This window comes from Streptomyces sp. NPDC040432, assembly GCF_055595445.1.
The window spans coordinates 22,268-38,097 of record NZ_JBVIVP010000031.1 but is presented as its reverse complement, the minus strand read 5'-3'; the positions used below and the strand labels follow the sequence as shown (position 1 = coordinate 38,097).

Genomic DNA, 15,830 nt, shown 5'->3' with positions numbered 1-15,830 from the left:
GTACGGGCGATTTCCGTCAGCATAGGCCGGGGCGGGGTATCGGGTGGCCGCCCGCTCAGTGACTGCGTGGCGCGTACATGATGATCGCCATGCCGGCGAGGCAGACGAGCGCGCCCGTGACGTCCCAGCGGTCGGGTCGGTAGCCGTCGGCGACCATGCCCCAGGCCAGGGATCCCGCGACGAAGACCCCGCCGTAGGCGGCGAGGACGCGGGCGAAGTCGCCGTCGGGCTGGAGGGTGGCGACGAAGCCGTAGAGGCCGAGGGCGATGACGCCGGCGCCGATCCAGGCCCAGCCCCGGTGCTCGCGCACCCCCTGCCAGACGAGCCAGGCGCCGCCGATCTCCAGGACGGCGGCGAGGACGAAGAGCAGAGCTGAGCGGGCGATCGGCATGGCGGGAAGCCTACGCAGGCGAATGGGTGAGGGGCTCGCCCTCTTCCGTGTGATGGTCCGATCGGGCGGTGGGCGTCCTGGCTAGCGTCCGCGCGAGGAGGTGGTCGCGGTGCGTCGTGGTGCCGTACGGAGTGTGGTGTTGGCGGGCCTGCTGGTGCTGGCTGGGGCCGGGCAGGCCGGGGCCTGGGCGGGACCGGAGGCCGACCTGGCCTACCACGGGCGGGTGTCCCTGACGCAGGGCCAGCTGCGGGTGTGGATGGTCCCGGAGAACGAGGGCCCGTCGGCGCTGGCGAACGCGACGCTGCGGGTCCGCCTGTCGGTGGACCTCGCCGACGTGCAGCACCTCGCCGGCGGCTGCGCCCGGGCCGGGCAGCGCGAGGTGGTCTGTGAGACGGGTCCGCTGCCGGAGCACGGCAGGGGGCGGCACATCGGGTTGATGTTGAACCTGCGCGAGCGGCCGACCGAGGTGGTCGTGCGGATCGACACCTGGTGGAACGGCGGGGCGACCGACCGCAACCGGACGAACGACGACCATGTGGTGCTGGCCCTGGACACGGGCGACGACTACGCGTTCTGAGCGGGCGCGCCGGGCGGTCGGGCCCGTGACCGGGGGAGGCCCCCGACCGTCCCGGCCCGACAGCCCGGCCCGACAGCCAGGCCCCGACTACCCCGCGCCGCCGCCGAATTCGGCGACGGCGTCGTCGACGATGCGTTCCAGTCGGGCGTGATGGGCCCCGCGCCAGTAGACGCGGTCGCAGGCGGTGCATTGGGCGAAGACGTCGTACGAGCGCTGCGTGCCCTGCTCCAACCGGTCGCCGACGCTGTCCTTGTCGGCCTCCTCCAGCGGGCCGTTGCAGGCGGTGCAGCGGGTCCAGGGGGTGAGCGCGGGGGCGAAGCGGCCCAGGACGTCGCGTAGTTGCTCGTCGGGGTTGTCGCTGTAGACGTACGCGCCGGCGAACAGCTCGCGGCGGCGCAACAGCCCGCGGTCGCGGGAGAGCAGGACGCGCTGCTCGGCCGCGGAGCGGGTGGCGAGGGCCGGGTCGCCGATGTCCTCGTTCTCGTAGGCGGCGTCGACGCCGAGCAGCCGCAGGCGACGGGCGAGCGTGCCGAGGTGGACGTCGAGCAGGAAGCGCAGCGGGGCGCCGGTGACCTGCTGGGGGCGGTCCACGCCGAACACCTCGACGGACTGCCCCGCGCGGGGGACGTACGAGAGGGGTACTTCGTTGCCGTCGACGAGCAGGCGGCCGACCTCGGTGAGGGGGACGCCCGCCGACTCGACGACGTGGCCGATGCTGGACGCGCCGTCGGTGGCGGTCGGTACGCGTTCCGCGCGCCGGCTGGGCGGGGCGAAGAGGCGCAGTTCGGGGGCGAGGGTGAGCTGAATGCCGGGACCGTTCACGGGGCCAGCATGCCATTGCGGTCCGGGCCCGCGCCGCCCGATTTCCCGGCCCGTGCCGCCCGATGATCCGGGCTCGCGGCGGCCCGCGGAACGGCCGAAACCGAGCGGACCGAGGCGCACCCGGCCTACGGGAGCGGGCCGGTGCGAGCGGGCAGACGCGAGCGGGTCGGCCGCGGGGCGGCGGCCGTCGGTTCAGGCGGCCGGTGGGGTCAGGTCCAGGCGCCAGTCGTTGCTGGGGTGCGGGACGCCGGCGGGGTACTCGAAGTCGACCGCTCCCCGACAGGTGAACCCGCCGCGCCGGCAGACCGCGTTGGACGCCGGGTGGTCGACGCCGGGGAAGGCGTGCAGGGCGCGGCGGTCGCCGTGGGCGGTGACGTGGCGGACGAGTTCCGCCAGGGCGGCGGCCGCCAGGCCCCGGCCCTGGAATTCGGGGAGGACGGCCCAACCGGTCTCGTACACCGGCTCGTCGCACCAGTCCCGTTCCCAGAAGCCGATGGACCCGACGGTCTCGTCCGTGTCCTCCAGCACCACCCGGAACATCCGACCGGCGGCCGGGTCCCGGGTGTTGAGCTCCTGGTAGCGGCGGTGCCGGTCGGCGAGCTTCTCCGGTGTCTCGGGGCCGCCCAGGTGCTCGGTCATGGCGGGCTCGTTCTTGCGCTCCAGCAGCCAGAAGTCCCCGGCGGCCCAGGCCTCCAGCCGTACGCGTGTGTCCATGCCCCCCACGCTACGCACCGCGCGGTGGGGAGTCAGGGGGGTCCGCCCGGTCGGTGCGGGTCAGGGCCAGACGAGGCAGTACGGCTGGTGGCCCGCTTCGTGGAGGCGGTGGGAGAAGTCCTGCCACTCGTGGAGGAGCTGGTAGACGTTGAACGCGTCCCGCGGGCCGCCGCGGTCGGGGACCGTGGACCAGATGAAGGCGGCCGCGCCGACGGATTCCTCACCCACGCCGCGCAGCGGGTCGACGACCGTCATGGGGAGCTTGACCACCGCGTAGTCGGGGTGGAGGACGACGAGCTCCAGGGGCGGGACCTTGTGCAGGGGTATGCCCTCGATGCCGGTGAGGACCATGGCGGCGACCGTCTCCGGCTTGATCTTGGTGAACATGCCGCCCGTGCCGAGTTCGTCGCCGCCCAGTTCCTCCGGCCGCATGGTCACCGGGACGCGGGCGGCGGTAGCGCCGTCGGGGGCGCCGAAGTACTTGTAGGTCACTCCCATGCCGCGGCCCCGGGGGAGGCCGTCCGTACAGTCGGCGTCGTCAGGGTCGCGCGTGGGGCCCGGTACGGGGTCGGCGGCTTCGGCTCCGCGGCGTCGGTGTTTGCCTCGGCGGCGGGCATCGCGGGCGCGCTGCGGGTCCAGGCCGTCCGTACCCTCGCCCGGTCCACCACCGCGTTGCATATCTCCACCCGACTGGTATTGCCTGCCCCGGCCCCGCGGCCCCCGCCACGCAGCCTGATCATCATGGCAGTGACCTCCCCCGCGGCGGCGCGGTGAAACGCCCGTCCGCAAGTCTGTCGCGGCCTCTGAGACCATGGCTGGTGTGAGCTACCCGTACCCGTATGAAGCCCCAGTTTCGCAGACGCTCTTCGAGCGTGCGTCCCTCGTGACCCCCGGCGGCGTGAACTCTCCGGTCCGCGCCTTCCGTGCCGTGGGCGGTACGCCCCGGTTCATGGTGTCCGGTACCGGTCCCTACCTGACCGATGCCGACGGGCGTGAGTACGTCGACCTGGTCTGCTCGTGGGGACCGATGATTCTCGGCCACTCCCACCCGCAGGTGATCGAGGCCGTCCAGGCCGCCGTGGCCCGCGGCACGTCCTTCGGTACGCCCGGTGAGGGCGAGGTCGCCCTCGGCGAGGAGATCGTCGCCCGCATCGAGCCGGTCGAGCAGGTGCGTCTGGTGTCGTCCGGCACCGAGGCGACCATGTCGGCGATCCGGCTGGCCCGTGGTTTCACCGGCCGCGCCAAGATCGTGAAGTTCGCCGGCTGCTACCACGGACACGTCGACGCGCTGTTGGCCGCCGCCGGTTCCGGACTCGCGACCTTCGCGCTGCCGGACACCCCGGGCGTGACGGGCGCGCAGGCCGGGGACACGATCGTGCTGCCCTACAACGACCTGGAGGCCGTCCGGGCCGCGTTCGCCGCGCACCCGGGCGAGATCGCCTGTGTGATCACTGAGGCGGCGCCCGGCAATATGGGCGTCGTGACCCCGGGCGAGGGCTTCAACCAGGGGCTCGCCGACCTGTGCCGGGACAACGGCGCCCTGTACATCTCCGACGAGGTGATGACGGGATTCCGTACCTCCCGCGCCGGCTGGTACGGCGTCGACGGGGTCCGGCCGGACCTGATGACCTTCGGCAAGGTCATGGGCGGCGGCTTCCCGGCGGCGGCCTTCGGCGGGCGTGCCGACGTGATGGGCCACCTGGCCCCGGCCGGTCCGGTCTACCAGGCGGGCACGCTGTCCGGTAACCCCATCGCCACCGCCGCCGGTCTCGCGCAGCTGCGGCTGCTGGACGACGCGGCGTACGAGAAGGTCGACGCGGTCTCCGCGGAGATCCAGGGCCTGGTGACGGCCGCGCTGACGAAGGAGGGCGTCGCGCACCGGTTGCAGACGGCCTCCAACATGTTCTCCGTGTTCTTCACGGAGGACGAGGTCCGCAATTACGACGACGCGAAGAAGCAGGAGAGCTTCCGCTTCAACGGGTTCTTCCACTCGATGCTGGCGCAGGGCGTCTACCTGCCGCCGTCGGCGTTCGAGTCCTGGTTCGTGTCCACGGCGCACGACGAGCGTGCGGTCGAGCGCATCGCCGCCGCGCTGCCCGCCGCGGCGCGCGCCGCCGCCGAGGCGAACCCGGAGGCGGGCGCATGAGCGAGATGACCGTGGTCCACCTGATGCGGCACGGCGAGGTGCACAACCCGGACGGTGTCCTCTACGGCCGTCGGGCCGGCTATCACCTCTCCGAGCTGGGTCGGCAGATGGCCGACCGGGTCGCCGAGCACCTTCAGGACCGGGACATCACCCACGTCGTGGCGTCCCCGCTGGAGCGGGCGCAGGAGACGGCCATGCCGATCGCGAAGACGCACGGCCTGGATCTGGTCACCGACGGGCGGCTGTTGGAGGCGGGCAACGTCTTCGAGGGCAAGACCTTCGGTGTCGGTGACGGGGCGCTGCGCAAGCCGGGCAATTGGAAGCACCTGACGAATCCGTTCAAGCCGTCGTGGGGTGAGCCGTACGTCGAGCAGGTCGTGCGGATGATGAGCGCGATCGAGACGGCGCGGGATGCCGCGCGCGGGCACGAGGCGGTGGCGGTCAGTCACCAGTTGCCGATCTGGATCGTGCGCAGCTTCGCGGAGAAGCGGCGGTTGTGGCACGACCCGCGCCGTCGGCAGTGCACGTTGGCCTCGCTGACGTCGTTCACCTACCAGGGTGAGCGGTTGGTGTCGGTGGGTTACAGCGAGCCGGCGCGGGATCTGGTTCCGGCGCATCTGTTGGCCGGTGCGAAGCCGGTGAAGGGCAAGTCGAAGGCTTTCGGGGCCTGATTCCCGCATGCCGGGGGCGGTCACGCCCCCGGTGTGGGTCCCCGTGTCCGGGCGGGGGTTGCTCTCCGGCCGTTGGTGGCCCTCCGGCGTGGGGTGCCTCACACTTCCGGCGTCCGAAGGTCAACGGGTCGCAATGGTTCGGGATGGGTTGGGGCAAGTTCCGTGCGTCCGGGCGGGGCGAGGTGTCGACGCCCTTGGATTGTCCGTTTATATGACATTTCATGAGCGACGTACGAGACTTCAGTCGAAGGACACTGCTCGGACTCGGCGCTGCCGCCGCCGCGACGGCCGTCGCGGGTTGCGGTGGCGGAGGCGGCGGATCCGGACAGGGGGGTGCTGGGCCGGACCCCACCAAGGGTCCCGCGAAACCCGACGCCAAGCCGATCGGTGACGGCTCGACCGCGGACACCGGCCCGCAGCCCCGACAGCCGGCGGCGCCCGTGCCGCTCCAGCCGGGCGAGACGCCACCGCAGTTCGTCGTCTTCAGCTGGGACGGCGCCGGCGAGGTCGGCAACGGCCTCTTCCCGCGCTTCCTCAAGCTCGCCCGCGACCACGACGCGACCATGACCTTCTTCCTCTCCGGCCTCTACCTGCTGCCCGAGTCGAAGAAGCACCTCTACAAGCCGCCGCGCAACCCCGTCGGTGCCTCGGACATCGGCTACCTGAAGGACGAGAACATCCGAGCCACCCTCGGCCACGTCCGCCAGGCCTGGCTCGACGGGCACGAGATCGGTACCCACTTCAACGGCCACTTCTGCGCGGGCCCCGGCTCCGTGGCCCACTGGACCTCCGAGGACTGGCGCACCGAGATCGACCAGGCCGTGTCGTTCGTCACCGGCTGGCGCACCAACACCGGCTTCACCGACCTGGAACCGCTGCCCTTCGACTACCACAAGGAACTGGTGGGCGGCCGCACCCCCTGTCTGCTCGGCCGGGACACCCTGTTGCCCGTCGCCCGCGAACTCGGCTGGCGCTACGACGCGAGCTCGCCCGGCGGCCTGCAGACCTGGCCCGTGAAGAAGGACGGGGTCTGGGACCTTCCCCTGCAGTCGCTGCCCTTCCCCGGGCACTCCTTCGACGTGCTGTCGATGGACTACAACATCCTGGCCAACCAGTCGAAGAACTCGACGAAGGGCCCTCCGGCCAACTACCCGGGCTGGCGCTCCCAGGCCACCGCCACCTACCTCGGCGGGTTCCGGCGGGCCTACGAGACCAACCGCGCGCCCCTCTTCATAGGCAACCACTTCGAGGAGTGGAACGGCGGCATCTACATGGACGCCGTCGAGGAGGCCCTCAAGGGCATTGCGGACAAAAAGGATGTACGGCTCATATCCTTCCGGCAGTTCACCGACTGGTTGGACGTCCAGGACCCGGCCGTACTGGCCAAATTGCACGCCCTCGGACCGGGCAAGCAACCGGACGGTGGCTGGTCCACGTACCTCTCCCGTGCCTGACCAGCGCATTGACTTCGCGTCGGGGGGTGCGGAAGATCCGCAAATCGCTCATGCGAAACTTTTCACATGAGCCTTAGCCGCGCCCTTCGCCGCCGAAGTAGCCGCCGCTCGACCAGCGGCCGCACCGTCCTGCTGACCGCGGTGGCCCTCGCGAGCGCCATGACCCTGACGGCGTGCGGCGACGGGGACGACGGCGGCAAGCCCTCCGGGTCCGGCGGCGGCAACTACGTGGCGGGCCCCAGCGGCATCTCCACCGTCGCCCGGGCCGACCGCAAGGAGGCCCCCAAGCTCGACGGCGAGACGGTCGCCGGCCAGACCCTCGACACCACCACCCTCAAGGGCAAGGTCGTCGTCCTCAACGTCTGGGGCTCCTGGTGCCCGCCGTGCCGGGCCGAGGCCCCGTACTTCGCGAAGGTCTCCAAGGAGATGGCCGACGGCGGCAAGGACGTCACCTTCGTCGGCCTCAACACCCGCGACAACAGCAAGCAGAACGCGGCCGCCTTCGAGGAGACCTACGGGATCACCTACCCGAGCCTCTACGACCCGGACGGCAAGCTGATGCTCCGCTTCCCCAAGGGCACGCTGAACCCGCAGGCCATTCCCTCCACGATCGTCCTCGACAAGGAGGGCCGGATCGCGGCCCGCGCCCTCGTCGCGCTCAACGAGGAGCAACTGCGCTCGATGATCGACCCGCTCCTCGCGGAGAAGTGACCTCGTGGTCGAGCTCCTCCTCGCCGCCGAACCGATCGGCGTCAACACCACGGTCCTGAACGGCGGCCTGCTGGCGGCCCTGCCGATCGCCCTCTTCGGCGGTCTGGTCTCCTTCTTCTCGCCCTGCGTGCTGCCGCTGGTCCCCGGATACCTGTCGTACGTCACCGGCGTCGGCGGGGTGGACCTCGCCGAAGCCCGGCGCGGCCGGATGGTCGCCGGGGCCACCCTCTTCGTCCTCGGCTTCACCGCCGTCTTCGTCTCCACCGGCGCGCTCTTCGGGTACTTCGGGCAGACCCTCCAGGCCCACCAGGACGTGATCTCCCGGGTGCTCGGCGTCCTGGTGATCGTCCTCGGCCTGTTCTTCATGGGGCTCATCCCCGGCCTGACGATGCGCGAGTTCCGCTTCCACCGGAAGCCGACCGCGGGCCTGCTCGGCGCGCCCGTGCTCGGGGTCCTGTTCGGCGTCGGCTGGACGCCCTGCATGGGTCCGACCTTCGCCGCCGTCAACAGCCTGGCCTTCGAGCAGGCGAGCGCCGGTCGTGGCGCGCTGCTGACCACCGTCTTCTGCCTCGGACTCGGCGTACCGTTCATCCTCGCCGCGGTCGCCTTCCGCAAGGCGCTCGGCGCCTTCGGCTGGGTGAAGAAGCACTACGCGTGGGTGATGCGCATCGGCGGCGGCATGCTGGTCGCCACCGGAATCCTGCTCGTCACAGGATGGTGGGGCAGCATCGTCATGGAGATGCAGAGCTGGAGCGAGAGCTTCACGGTGGGGATCTGAGGACTACACGGACATGAGTACGACCGACAAGGCGCCCGGCGCGGCGCCCCACGACTCCGCCCCCGCGGACGCACCCGACACCACCGACACCTCGGCCGCGGACGCCGCGGACCTCGCCGCCGGCGCGCAGCTGTCCACGGCCCCGCTGGAGGACGCGCCGTCCGCGCCCGTCGGCATCGGCGTGATCGGCTGGGCCCGCTGGTTCTGGCGCCAGCTCACCTCGATGCGGGTGGCGCTGATCCTGCTCTTCCTGCTGTCCCTCGGTTCGATCCCCGGCTCGCTCGTCCCGCAGACGCAGGTCGACTCGATGAAGGTCGCCGAGTGGAAGGACAAGCACGAGTTCTGGGTGCCGATCGCCGAGAAGCTCCAGCTGTTCGACGTCTACAGCTCGGTGTGGTTCTCCGCGATCTACATCCTGCTGTTCGTGTCGCTCATCGGCTGCATCGTGCCGCGCACCTGGCAGTTCATCGGTCAGCTCAGCGGTCGCCCGCCGGGTGCCCCCCGGCGGCTGGACCGGCTGCCGGCCTACGCGACGTGGCGCACGGAGAAGTCCCCGGAGGAGGTGCTCGCCTCGGCGAAGACCCTCCTCGGCGGGCGGCGCTTCCGCACGGACGCGGCCGGCAACGCCGTGGCCGCCGAGAAGGGCTACCTCCGCGAGGCCGGGAACCTGGCCTTCCACATCGCCCTGATCTTCATGCTGGTCGCGTTCGCGGTCGGGCAGCTCTACAAGTCCGAGGGCGGCAAGCTCGTCCTGCGCGGCAAGGGCTTCTCGAACACGCTGACCCAGTACGACGACTTCAAGTACGGCGGCCTCTTCTCGCCCGACAGCCTGCCGCCGTTCTCGTTCACCCTGGACAAGTTCGACGCGACGTACGAGACGAGCGGCCCGCAGAAGGGCACCCCGCGCGACTTCAAGGCGTACGTCTCCTTCAGCGAGGGCGCGCACGGCAAGCCGGTCAAGACCGAGATCGAGGTCAACAAGCCGCTGGAGATCGACGGCTCCAAGGTCTTCCTCCTCGGCCACGGCTACGCGCCCGTCATCTCGGTGACCGGACCCGACGGCAAGGTGATCTTCAAGGACGCCGTGCCGATGCTGCCGTTCGACGCCAACCTCAGCTCCTCGGGCGCGGTCAAGGTCACCGACGGCTACAAGGACAAGGACGGGAAGCAGGAGCAGCTCGGCTTCAACGCCATGTTCGTGCCGACCTTCGCGGGTGAGGGCAAGGGCACGATGCTCTCCCAGTTCCCCGCCCTGGACTTCCCCGTGCTCGCGCTCAGCGCCTACCACGGCAGCCTCGGCGTGGACTCGGGCCTGCCGCAGAACGTGTACCAGCTGAACACCTCGAAGATGAAGGAGTTCAAGGACGAGCAGGGCGAGCTCTTCAAGAAGCGGCTGCTGCCCGGCGAGACGATGACCCTGCCGGACGGCGCGGGCACCGTGAAGTTCGAGGGCATCGAGCGCTGGGCGACCTTCTCGGTCACGCAGCAGCCCGCCAACGGCCTCGCCCTCGCGGGCGCGATCGTCGCCATCGGCGGTCTGGCCGCCTCACTGTTCATCCAGCGCCGCCGGATCTGGGTCCGGGCGGTGACCGGCAAGGACGGCGTCACCGTCGTCGAGATGGCGGGCCTCGGCCGCAGCGAGTCCGCCAGGCTCCCGGAGGAGCTCGCGGTGCTCTCCGCCGCCCTCCACCAGCAGGCGCCCTCGGCGCCCGGACAACCTGTCAAGGAAAACGTTGAAGGGGAGCGCGGATGACGCCGCTCGCAGTCGCAGCCAATGAGAACCTGGCGCAGATCAGCAACTACCTGATCTATTCGTCGATGGCGGTCTACACGCTCGCCTTCCTCGCGCACATCGCCGAGTGGACCTTCGGCAGCCGCAGCAAGGTGGCCCGTACGGCCGCCGCGCTGACCGCGCCGCAGGCCGCCGAGGCGCCCGCCGTGCAGGTGCGCGGCAAGGGGGGCACCGCCGTCCTCGACAAGCCGAAGGTCGTCACCCGGTCCGCCACCGGCTCGCGCGACGTGCCGGACGGCCCGGGCGCCGCCGGCGGCGACGAGCAGGGCGACCTGTACGGGCGCGTCGCGGTCTCCCTGACCGCGCTGGGCTTCCTCATCGAGGCGGCCGGCGTGGTCGCCCGCGCGCTGTCGGTGCAGCGGGCGCCCTGGGGCAACATGTACGAGTTCTCGATCACCTTCTCCACGGTGGCCGTCGGCGCGTACCTGCTGCTGCTCGCGCTGAAGAAGAACGTCCGCTGGCTCGGTCTGATCCTGGTCACCACCGTCCTGCTCGACCTCGGCATCGCGGTCAAGGTGCTGTACACCGACAGCGACCAGCTGGTGCCGGCCCTGGACTCGTACTGGCTGTGGATCCACGTCTCCACCGCCATCTTCTGCGGCGCCGTCTTCTACATCGGCGCGGCCGGTGCGGTGCTGTACCTCTTCCGCGACAGCTACGAGAGCCACCTGGAGGCGGGCCGCACGCCGGGTCGTTTCCGCACCTCGGTGATGGAGCGGCTGCCCTCCTCGGCCTCGCTCGACAAGTTCTCGTACCGCATCAACGCGGCGGTCTTCCCGCTGTGGACGTTCACCATCGTCGCGGGCGCGATCTGGGCGGGCGACGCCTGGGGCCGCTACTGGGGCTGGGACCCCAAGGAGGTCTGGTCGTTCGTGACGTGGGTCGCCTACGCCTGCTACCTGCACGCGCGCGCCACGGCGGGCTGGAAGGGTCGCAAGGCCGCGTACCTCGCACTGTTCGCCTTCGCCTGCTGGATCTGGAACTACTACGGCGTGAACATCCTGCTCAGCGGCAAGCACTCGTACGCGGGCGTCTGACCGGCGGTCCCGCCGCCGCGAGCCCCCCAGGAGGCCCCGCCGCCCGCCCCGACCGCGTCGGGCGGGCGGCGGGGCCTTTTCGCGTGCCGGCTCCGAAGGGGTACGGGCCGGGGCGCGGCGCGGCTCAGGCGTCCTTCTCCAGGACGTAGGCGCCGTTCCCCTGCGAGGGGCCGAGGAAGAAGTAGAGCTCCAGGGTCCGGCGTTCGTCGCGGCGCAGCTCGAAGGTCCAGGAGTAGCGGCCCGGGGTCCGCGTGACGGTGTTGCCGCGGGTCGCGGTGCCGGTGGCGGCGGGCAGGTCCAGGCGCAGGTGCTGGCCGAGGTTGCGGCCGGCGGGCTGGTCGTCGGTGAGCGTCCAGGTGGCCGGGCCGGAGAGCCGCCAGCCCGCGGCGTAGTCGCGTTCCTGGCCGTCGAGGAGGGTGACGGAGGCGGTGCCGCCGGCGTGGAAGACGACCACGGTGCCGTCGACGCAGCGCCAGGTGCCGACGATCTCGGAGAGACGGGCGTCGTAGACGGCGGGGACGGGGCCGGGGGCGGATCGCTGCGGGTTCCAGCCGGTCATGGCGAGCAGGGCGGCGACGAGCACGCCGTACGCGAGGAGGTTGCGCAGGGCCGTGTCGATGATCCGCGGCCCGCGGTGGTGCGGGGCCCGTGGCAGTGGCATGGGGTGATTCTGTCAGCCGACTTGAACGCGTTCAATCGTCTTTCGCGTCACATCCCGGCCCGCGCCGCTCCCCGTCAACGAGCGCGCCCCGCACGGGGGTTCCCGGAGCGGAACTAGTCCTTGTCCTTGTCCTTGTCCTTCTCGCGGTCACGATCGCCGTCGCCGTCGGTGCCCTCGTCCTTGCGCTGCGCCTCGTCCTTCTTCTCCTGCTCGTCGCGCAACGACTTGAGGAAGTCCGGGTTGTCGTCGGGGGCGACCCACTGGTTCCTGCGGGACCGGCCGCCACCGCCGCCCACCGCGGAGCGCTTCTTGCCCGCGAACAGCCAGACCACCGGGCCGACGATCGAGAACAGCAGGATGATGATCACCCAGACCCCCTTGGGGAGGACCTTGACCTCTTCCTCCGGGGTGTTCAGGCAGTCGACGAACGCGTAGATGGTCAGTGCGAGGAGAAGTACGAAGGGCAGAAGGCGCAGCACGGTGTGGGACCGACTCCCGGGCAGTGGCGGCGGGGCCCGCGTCGGGCCCCGGTGACGCTTCCAGGGTAGAGGGTGACGGATACTGGGCCCCATGGCTTACGACGATCTCCGCTCGCTGCTCCGGGCTCTGGAGCGAGAGGGCGACCTCAAGCGCATCAAGGCCGAAGTCGACCCGTACCTGGAGGTCGGGGAGATCGTCGACAGAGTGAACAAGGCGGGGGGTCCCGCGCTGCTCTTCGAGAACGTCAAGGGCTCGGCGATGCCGCTCGCCATGAACGTCTTCGGGACCGACCGGCGCCTCCTGAAGGCCCTCGGCCTGAAGTCGTACGCGGAGATCAGCGAGAAGATCGGCGGGCTGCTGAAGCCCGAACTCCCGCAGGGCTTCATCGGCGTCCGAGAGGCCTTCGGCAAGCTCGGCTCGATGGTGCACGTCCCGCCGCGGAAGGTGAAGGGCGACTCCGCGCCCGTCCAGGAGGTCGTCCTCACCGGCGACGACGTCGATCTCGACCAGCTCCCGGCGCTGTTCACCTGGCCCAAGGACGGCGGGGACTTCTTCAACCTCGGTCTCACGCACACCAAGCACCCCGAGACGGGCGTGCGCAACCTGGGCCTCTACCGCCTCCAGCGGCACGACAAGCGCACCATCGGCATGCACTGGCAGATCCACAAGGACAGCCGCAACCACTACGCCGTCGCCGCGGCGAAGGGCGAGCGGCTGCCCGTCGCCATCGCCTTCGGCTGCCCGCCGGCCGTCACCTACGCCTCGACCGCACCGCTGCCCGGCGACATCGACGAGTACCTGTTCGCCGGGTTCGTCGCGGGCAAGCGGATCGAGATGGTCGACTGCAAGACGGTCCCGCTCCAGGTCCCGGCCAACGCCGAGGTTGTCATCGAGGGCTGGCTGGAGCCCGGGGAGATGCTCCCCGAGGGGCCGTTCGGCGACCACACCGGCTTCTACACCCCGCAGGAGCCCTTCCCCGCGCTGAAGATCGACTGCGTGACGATGCGCAGGCGTCCGCTGATCCAGTCCATCGTGGTCGGCCGGCCGCCGACCGAGGACGGTCCGCTGGGGCGGGCCACCGAGCGGTTCTTCCTGCCCCTCCTGAAGATCATCGTGCCGGACATCGTGGACTACCACCTGCCGGAGTCGGGCGGCTTCCACAACTGCGCGATCGTCTCGATCGACAAGAAGTACCCGAAGCACGCGCAGAAGGTCATGCACGCCATCTGGGGCGCCCACATGATGTCGCTGACCAAGCTGATCATCGTGGTGGACAAGGACTGCGACGTCCACGACCTGCACGAGGTGTCCTGGCGGGCGCTGGGCAACACGGACTACGCGCGCGACCTGACGGTGGTCGAGGGGCCGGTGGACCATCTGGACCACGCCTCGTACCAGCAGTTCTGGGGCGGCAAGGCGGGCATCGACGCCACGAAGAAACTCCCGGAGGAGGGTTACACGCGCGACGGCGGCTGGCCCGACATGGTGGAGTCCGACCCCGCGACGGCGGCCCTCGTGGACCGCCGCTGGAAGGAGTACGGACTGTGAGTCCCATCGCCGTGGGCGGACCCGCCCTCTTCATCGGAACCGACACGCCCTGCGTCGCGCTGGTCCGCCCCGAGATCGACCCGGCGCAGCCGGGCGTCCGGGAGGCCGCCGAGCGGGCCGGAGTGACCCCCGAGGAGTTCGCGGGGCCGTCCGACCTGTGGCAGCTGATCGCCGACCGGACGGACGGGGAGGGCCGCGAGATCGCCCTCAACGAGCTGTCCACCGCCGACGCCGACGCCTTCGCGGGCAGCCTGCTGGACGCGACCGCCGACCCGGACGCCGAGTTCACGGTCGTGCTGACCGTGGCCGCCCACGACGTGCTGCGCCTCAGCGGGCGCCCCGCCGGCGAGGGCTTCGCCTTCCTGGCGTCCGTCGTCCCGCCGCCCTCGGAGGGCACGCCGCCGCTGGAGGTGGAGATCGGCCCCACCGCCCTCGCCGACCTGCGCGTCGAACTCGAACAGTTCCGGAGGTCCCTCGGATGACATCGGCCGCCGAGGGGGTCCTCGACCCCGGGCCCGCGCCCCGGACGAACGGCAGGGTGAAGGCCTTCCTGCGGCTCGTGATGATCGAGCACTCGGTCTTCGCGCTGCCGTTCGCCTACATCGCCGCCTTCACCGCGATGTACCGGCTCGACGGGACCGTGCACTGGGGCACGCTGCTGCTCGTGACCATCTGCATGGTCGGGCTGCGGACCTTCGCGATGGCGGCCAACCGGATCATCGACCGGGAGATCGACTCCCGGAACCCGCGCACCGCCGGGCGCGAACTGGTCACCGGCGCGGTGTCGGTGCGCTCCGCGTGGACCGGCGCCGGGATCGCGCTCGTCGTCTTCCTGGGCTCGGCGGCGCTGCTGAACCCGCTGTGCCTGATGCTGGCGCCGGTCGCCGTCGTGCCGATGGTGGTGTATCCGTACGGGAAGCGGTTCACGGACTTCCCGCACGCCATCCTGGGCCTCGCCCAGGCGATGGGGCCCGTCGGGGCCTGGCTGGCCGTCACCGGCGAGTGGTCCTGGGACGCGGTCGTGCTGGGGCTCGCCGTCGGCGTGTGGATCGGCGGCTTCGACCTGATCTTCGGCTGCCAGGACGTGGCGGCGGACCGGGCCGAGGGAGTCCGCTCGGTCCCGGCCCGCTTCGGCATCCCGGCGGCCCTGTGGGGTGCCCGCGGCGCGCACGTGGTGACCACCGCGCTGCTGGCCTGGTACGGCGTGCTGACGGACGCGGGCGTGCTGTTCTGGGTCGGTCTGGTGATCGTGGTCGGCGCGTTCCTCTACGAGCACACCATCGTCAAGCCGCACGACCTGTCCCGCCTTAACCGCGCCTTCTTCACGGTGAACGGGTTCATCGGGATGGCCCTGTTCGTGTGCGCGCTGCTGGACCTGGTCGTGCGGGGCCTGACCTTCTAGAGCGTGAGGGTCGTGGTGGGGGCCGGCCGGCGGAAGAAGAGGGCCGTGACCACGCCGGCCACCAGGCCGCAGAGGTGGCCCTGCCAGCTGATCCCGTCGTTGATCGGCAGGATGCCGTAGAAGGCGGTGGCGCCCCAGTAGAGGCCGATGGCCACGCCCGCCACGATGCCGAGGACCTTGCGTTCGACGAAGCCCCGCACGACGAGGTAGCCGAAGAGGCCGAAGACCAGGCCGGAGGCGCCTGCGGTGATGCTGCCCGGCGCCGAGAACAGCCAGGTGCCGATGCCGTCGGCCACGATGATGAGGGCGCTGACGGCCAGGAAGCGGCGGATCCCGCCGAGGGCGGCTACGAAGCCGAAGACCAGCAGCGGGACGCTGTTGGCGGCGACGTGGTCGAAGCCGTAGTGCAGGAACGCGGCCAGCGGGGACCGCAGGAGGCTTCCCGGGTCCCAGGCCGCGACCCCGTACGCGTCCAGCGCGTGCCCGGTGGCGTAGTCGACCGCCTCTATCAGCCAGAGCAGGCCCACCCAGCCCACCATCAGCATGCCGGCGGCCTTGGCCCGCTCCACGCGGCTCCACTCCTCGACCTGCGTGTCCCCCATGGCGGCCCCGTCCTCTCCCACGTCGCGCGTCCCACCCCTTGAAA

18 protein-coding genes are annotated in these 15,830 nt (G+C 71.0%); 11 read left to right on the top strand and 7 right to left on the bottom strand.

Features of this window, described 5'->3' with window-relative positions; translation table 11 throughout:
• Window positions 1–55: 55 nt before the first annotated feature.
• The gene (locus ACZ58N_RS35645; RefSeq protein WP_471168771.1) at window positions 56–391 is read right to left on the bottom strand and encodes a YnfA family protein; all 336 of its coding nucleotides are present in this window, start codon (window positions 389–391) and stop codon (window positions 56–58) included.
• A 109-nt stretch (window positions 392–500) separates the two neighbouring features.
• Here ACZ58N_RS35645 and ACZ58N_RS35640 point away from each other — a divergent pair, with 109 nt between their 5' ends.
• Complete coding sequence (locus tag ACZ58N_RS35640; protein WP_471168769.1) at window positions 501–968, top strand: hypothetical protein; 468 nt, start codon at window positions 501–503, stop codon at window positions 966–968.
• 87 nt (window positions 969–1,055) lie between these two features.
• Here ACZ58N_RS35640 and ACZ58N_RS35635 read toward each other — a convergent pair whose 3' ends face one another.
• The 3 genes from ACZ58N_RS35635 to ACZ58N_RS35625 all read right to left on the bottom strand — a co-directional run bounded on the left by ACZ58N_RS35635 (window position 1,056) and on the right by ACZ58N_RS35625 (window position 3,002).
• A complete protein-coding gene (locus ACZ58N_RS35635) occupies window positions 1,056–1,790 on the bottom strand; it encodes a Mut7-C RNAse domain-containing protein (protein ID WP_471168766.1) in 735 nt (244 codons plus the stop codon).
• Window positions 1,791–1,982: 192 nt separating this feature from the next.
• Complete coding sequence (locus ACZ58N_RS35630) at window positions 1,983–2,504, bottom strand: GNAT family N-acetyltransferase (protein ID WP_471168763.1); 522 nt, start codon at window positions 2,502–2,504, stop codon at window positions 1,983–1,985.
• 60 nt (window positions 2,505–2,564) lie between these two features.
• The gene (locus ACZ58N_RS35625; protein WP_471168760.1) at window positions 2,565–3,002 is read right to left on the bottom strand and encodes a hypothetical protein; all 438 of its coding nucleotides are present in this window, start codon (window positions 3,000–3,002) and stop codon (window positions 2,565–2,567) included.
• A gap of 313 nt (window positions 3,003–3,315) precedes the next feature.
• On the opposite strand from ACZ58N_RS35625, the gene hemL reads away from it, so the two are divergent.
• The 7 genes from hemL (at window position 3,316) to ccsB (ending at window position 11,093) form a co-directional block, all read left to right on the top strand.
• Window positions 3,316–4,650, top strand: coding sequence for a glutamate-1-semialdehyde 2,1-aminomutase (gene hemL, locus ACZ58N_RS35620; RefSeq protein ID WP_471168757.1), 1,335 nt, complete (start codon window positions 3,316–3,318; stop codon window positions 4,648–4,650).
• Complete coding sequence (locus tag ACZ58N_RS35615) at window positions 4,647–5,321, top strand: histidine phosphatase family protein (RefSeq protein WP_471168754.1); 675 nt, start codon at window positions 4,647–4,649, stop codon at window positions 5,319–5,321. Before hemL ends, ACZ58N_RS35615 begins: the two co-directional genes overlap by 4 nt.
• A 221-nt stretch (window positions 5,322–5,542) precedes the next feature.
• Window positions 5,543–6,775: a polysaccharide deacetylase family protein gene (locus ACZ58N_RS35610; protein ID WP_471168753.1), complete on the top strand. Its 1,233-nt coding sequence runs from the start codon at window positions 5,543–5,545 to the stop codon at window positions 6,773–6,775.
• A 66-nt stretch (window positions 6,776–6,841) separates the two neighbouring features.
• Window positions 6,842–7,486, top strand: coding sequence for a TlpA family protein disulfide reductase (locus ACZ58N_RS35605; RefSeq protein ID WP_471168750.1), 645 nt, complete (start codon window positions 6,842–6,844; stop codon window positions 7,484–7,486).
• A 4-nt stretch (window positions 7,487–7,490) separates the two neighbouring features.
• A complete protein-coding gene (locus ACZ58N_RS35600; RefSeq protein WP_471168747.1) occupies window positions 7,491–8,264 on the top strand; it encodes a cytochrome c biogenesis CcdA family protein in 774 nt (257 codons plus the stop codon).
• A gap of 13 nt (window positions 8,265–8,277) precedes the next feature.
• Window positions 8,278–10,017: a cytochrome c biogenesis protein ResB gene (gene resB / locus ACZ58N_RS35595; RefSeq protein WP_471168744.1), complete on the top strand. Its 1,740-nt coding sequence runs from the start codon at window positions 8,278–8,280 to the stop codon at window positions 10,015–10,017.
• Window positions 10,014–11,093 (top strand): c-type cytochrome biogenesis protein CcsB, encoded by a 1,080-nt coding sequence (gene ccsB, locus ACZ58N_RS35590; RefSeq protein WP_471168741.1) that lies wholly within the window; start codon window positions 10,014–10,016, stop codon window positions 11,091–11,093. Before resB ends, ccsB begins: the two co-directional genes overlap by 4 nt.
• Before the next feature lie 124 nt (window positions 11,094–11,217).
• On the opposite strand, the gene ACZ58N_RS35585 is transcribed toward ccsB, so the two are convergent.
• Window positions 11,218–11,754 carry a hypothetical protein gene (locus tag ACZ58N_RS35585; RefSeq protein WP_471168738.1) on the bottom strand — a complete coding sequence of 179 codons (537 nt, stop codon included), beginning with the start codon at window positions 11,752–11,754 and terminating at the stop codon, window positions 11,218–11,220.
• A 113-nt stretch (window positions 11,755–11,867) separates the two neighbouring features.
• On the bottom strand, window positions 11,868–12,233 hold the full coding sequence (locus tag ACZ58N_RS35580; protein WP_471168735.1) for a PLD nuclease N-terminal domain-containing protein: 366 nt from the start codon (window positions 12,231–12,233) through the stop codon (window positions 11,868–11,870).
• A gap of 91 nt (window positions 12,234–12,324) precedes the next feature.
• Between ACZ58N_RS35580 and ACZ58N_RS35575 the strand changes: the two genes are divergently transcribed.
• The 3 genes from ACZ58N_RS35575 to mqnP are packed head-to-tail and all read left to right on the top strand — an operon-like array spanning window position 12,325 to window position 15,184.
• Window positions 12,325–13,782 carry a menaquinone biosynthesis decarboxylase gene (locus tag ACZ58N_RS35575; protein ID WP_471168733.1) on the top strand — a complete coding sequence of 486 codons (1,458 nt, stop codon included), beginning with the start codon at window positions 12,325–12,327 and terminating at the stop codon, window positions 13,780–13,782.
• Window positions 13,779–14,264 carry a hypothetical protein gene (locus tag ACZ58N_RS35570; RefSeq protein ID WP_471168730.1) on the top strand — a complete coding sequence of 162 codons (486 nt, stop codon included), beginning with the start codon at window positions 13,779–13,781 and terminating at the stop codon, window positions 14,262–14,264. The genes ACZ58N_RS35575 and ACZ58N_RS35570 overlap by 4 nt, the downstream gene beginning before the upstream one ends.
• On the top strand, window positions 14,261–15,184 hold the full coding sequence (gene mqnP / locus ACZ58N_RS35565; RefSeq protein WP_471168727.1) for a menaquinone biosynthesis prenyltransferase MqnP: 924 nt from the start codon (window positions 14,261–14,263) through the stop codon (window positions 15,182–15,184). The genes ACZ58N_RS35570 and mqnP overlap by 4 nt, the downstream gene beginning before the upstream one ends.
• On the opposite strand, the gene ACZ58N_RS35560 is transcribed toward mqnP, so the two are convergent.
• On the bottom strand, window positions 15,181–15,786 hold the full coding sequence (locus ACZ58N_RS35560) for a rhomboid family intramembrane serine protease (protein WP_471168724.1): 606 nt from the start codon (window positions 15,784–15,786) through the stop codon (window positions 15,181–15,183). The two genes, mqnP and ACZ58N_RS35560, sit on opposite strands and share 4 nt — an antisense overlap.
• Between the last annotated feature and the right edge of the window lie 44 nt (window positions 15,787–15,830).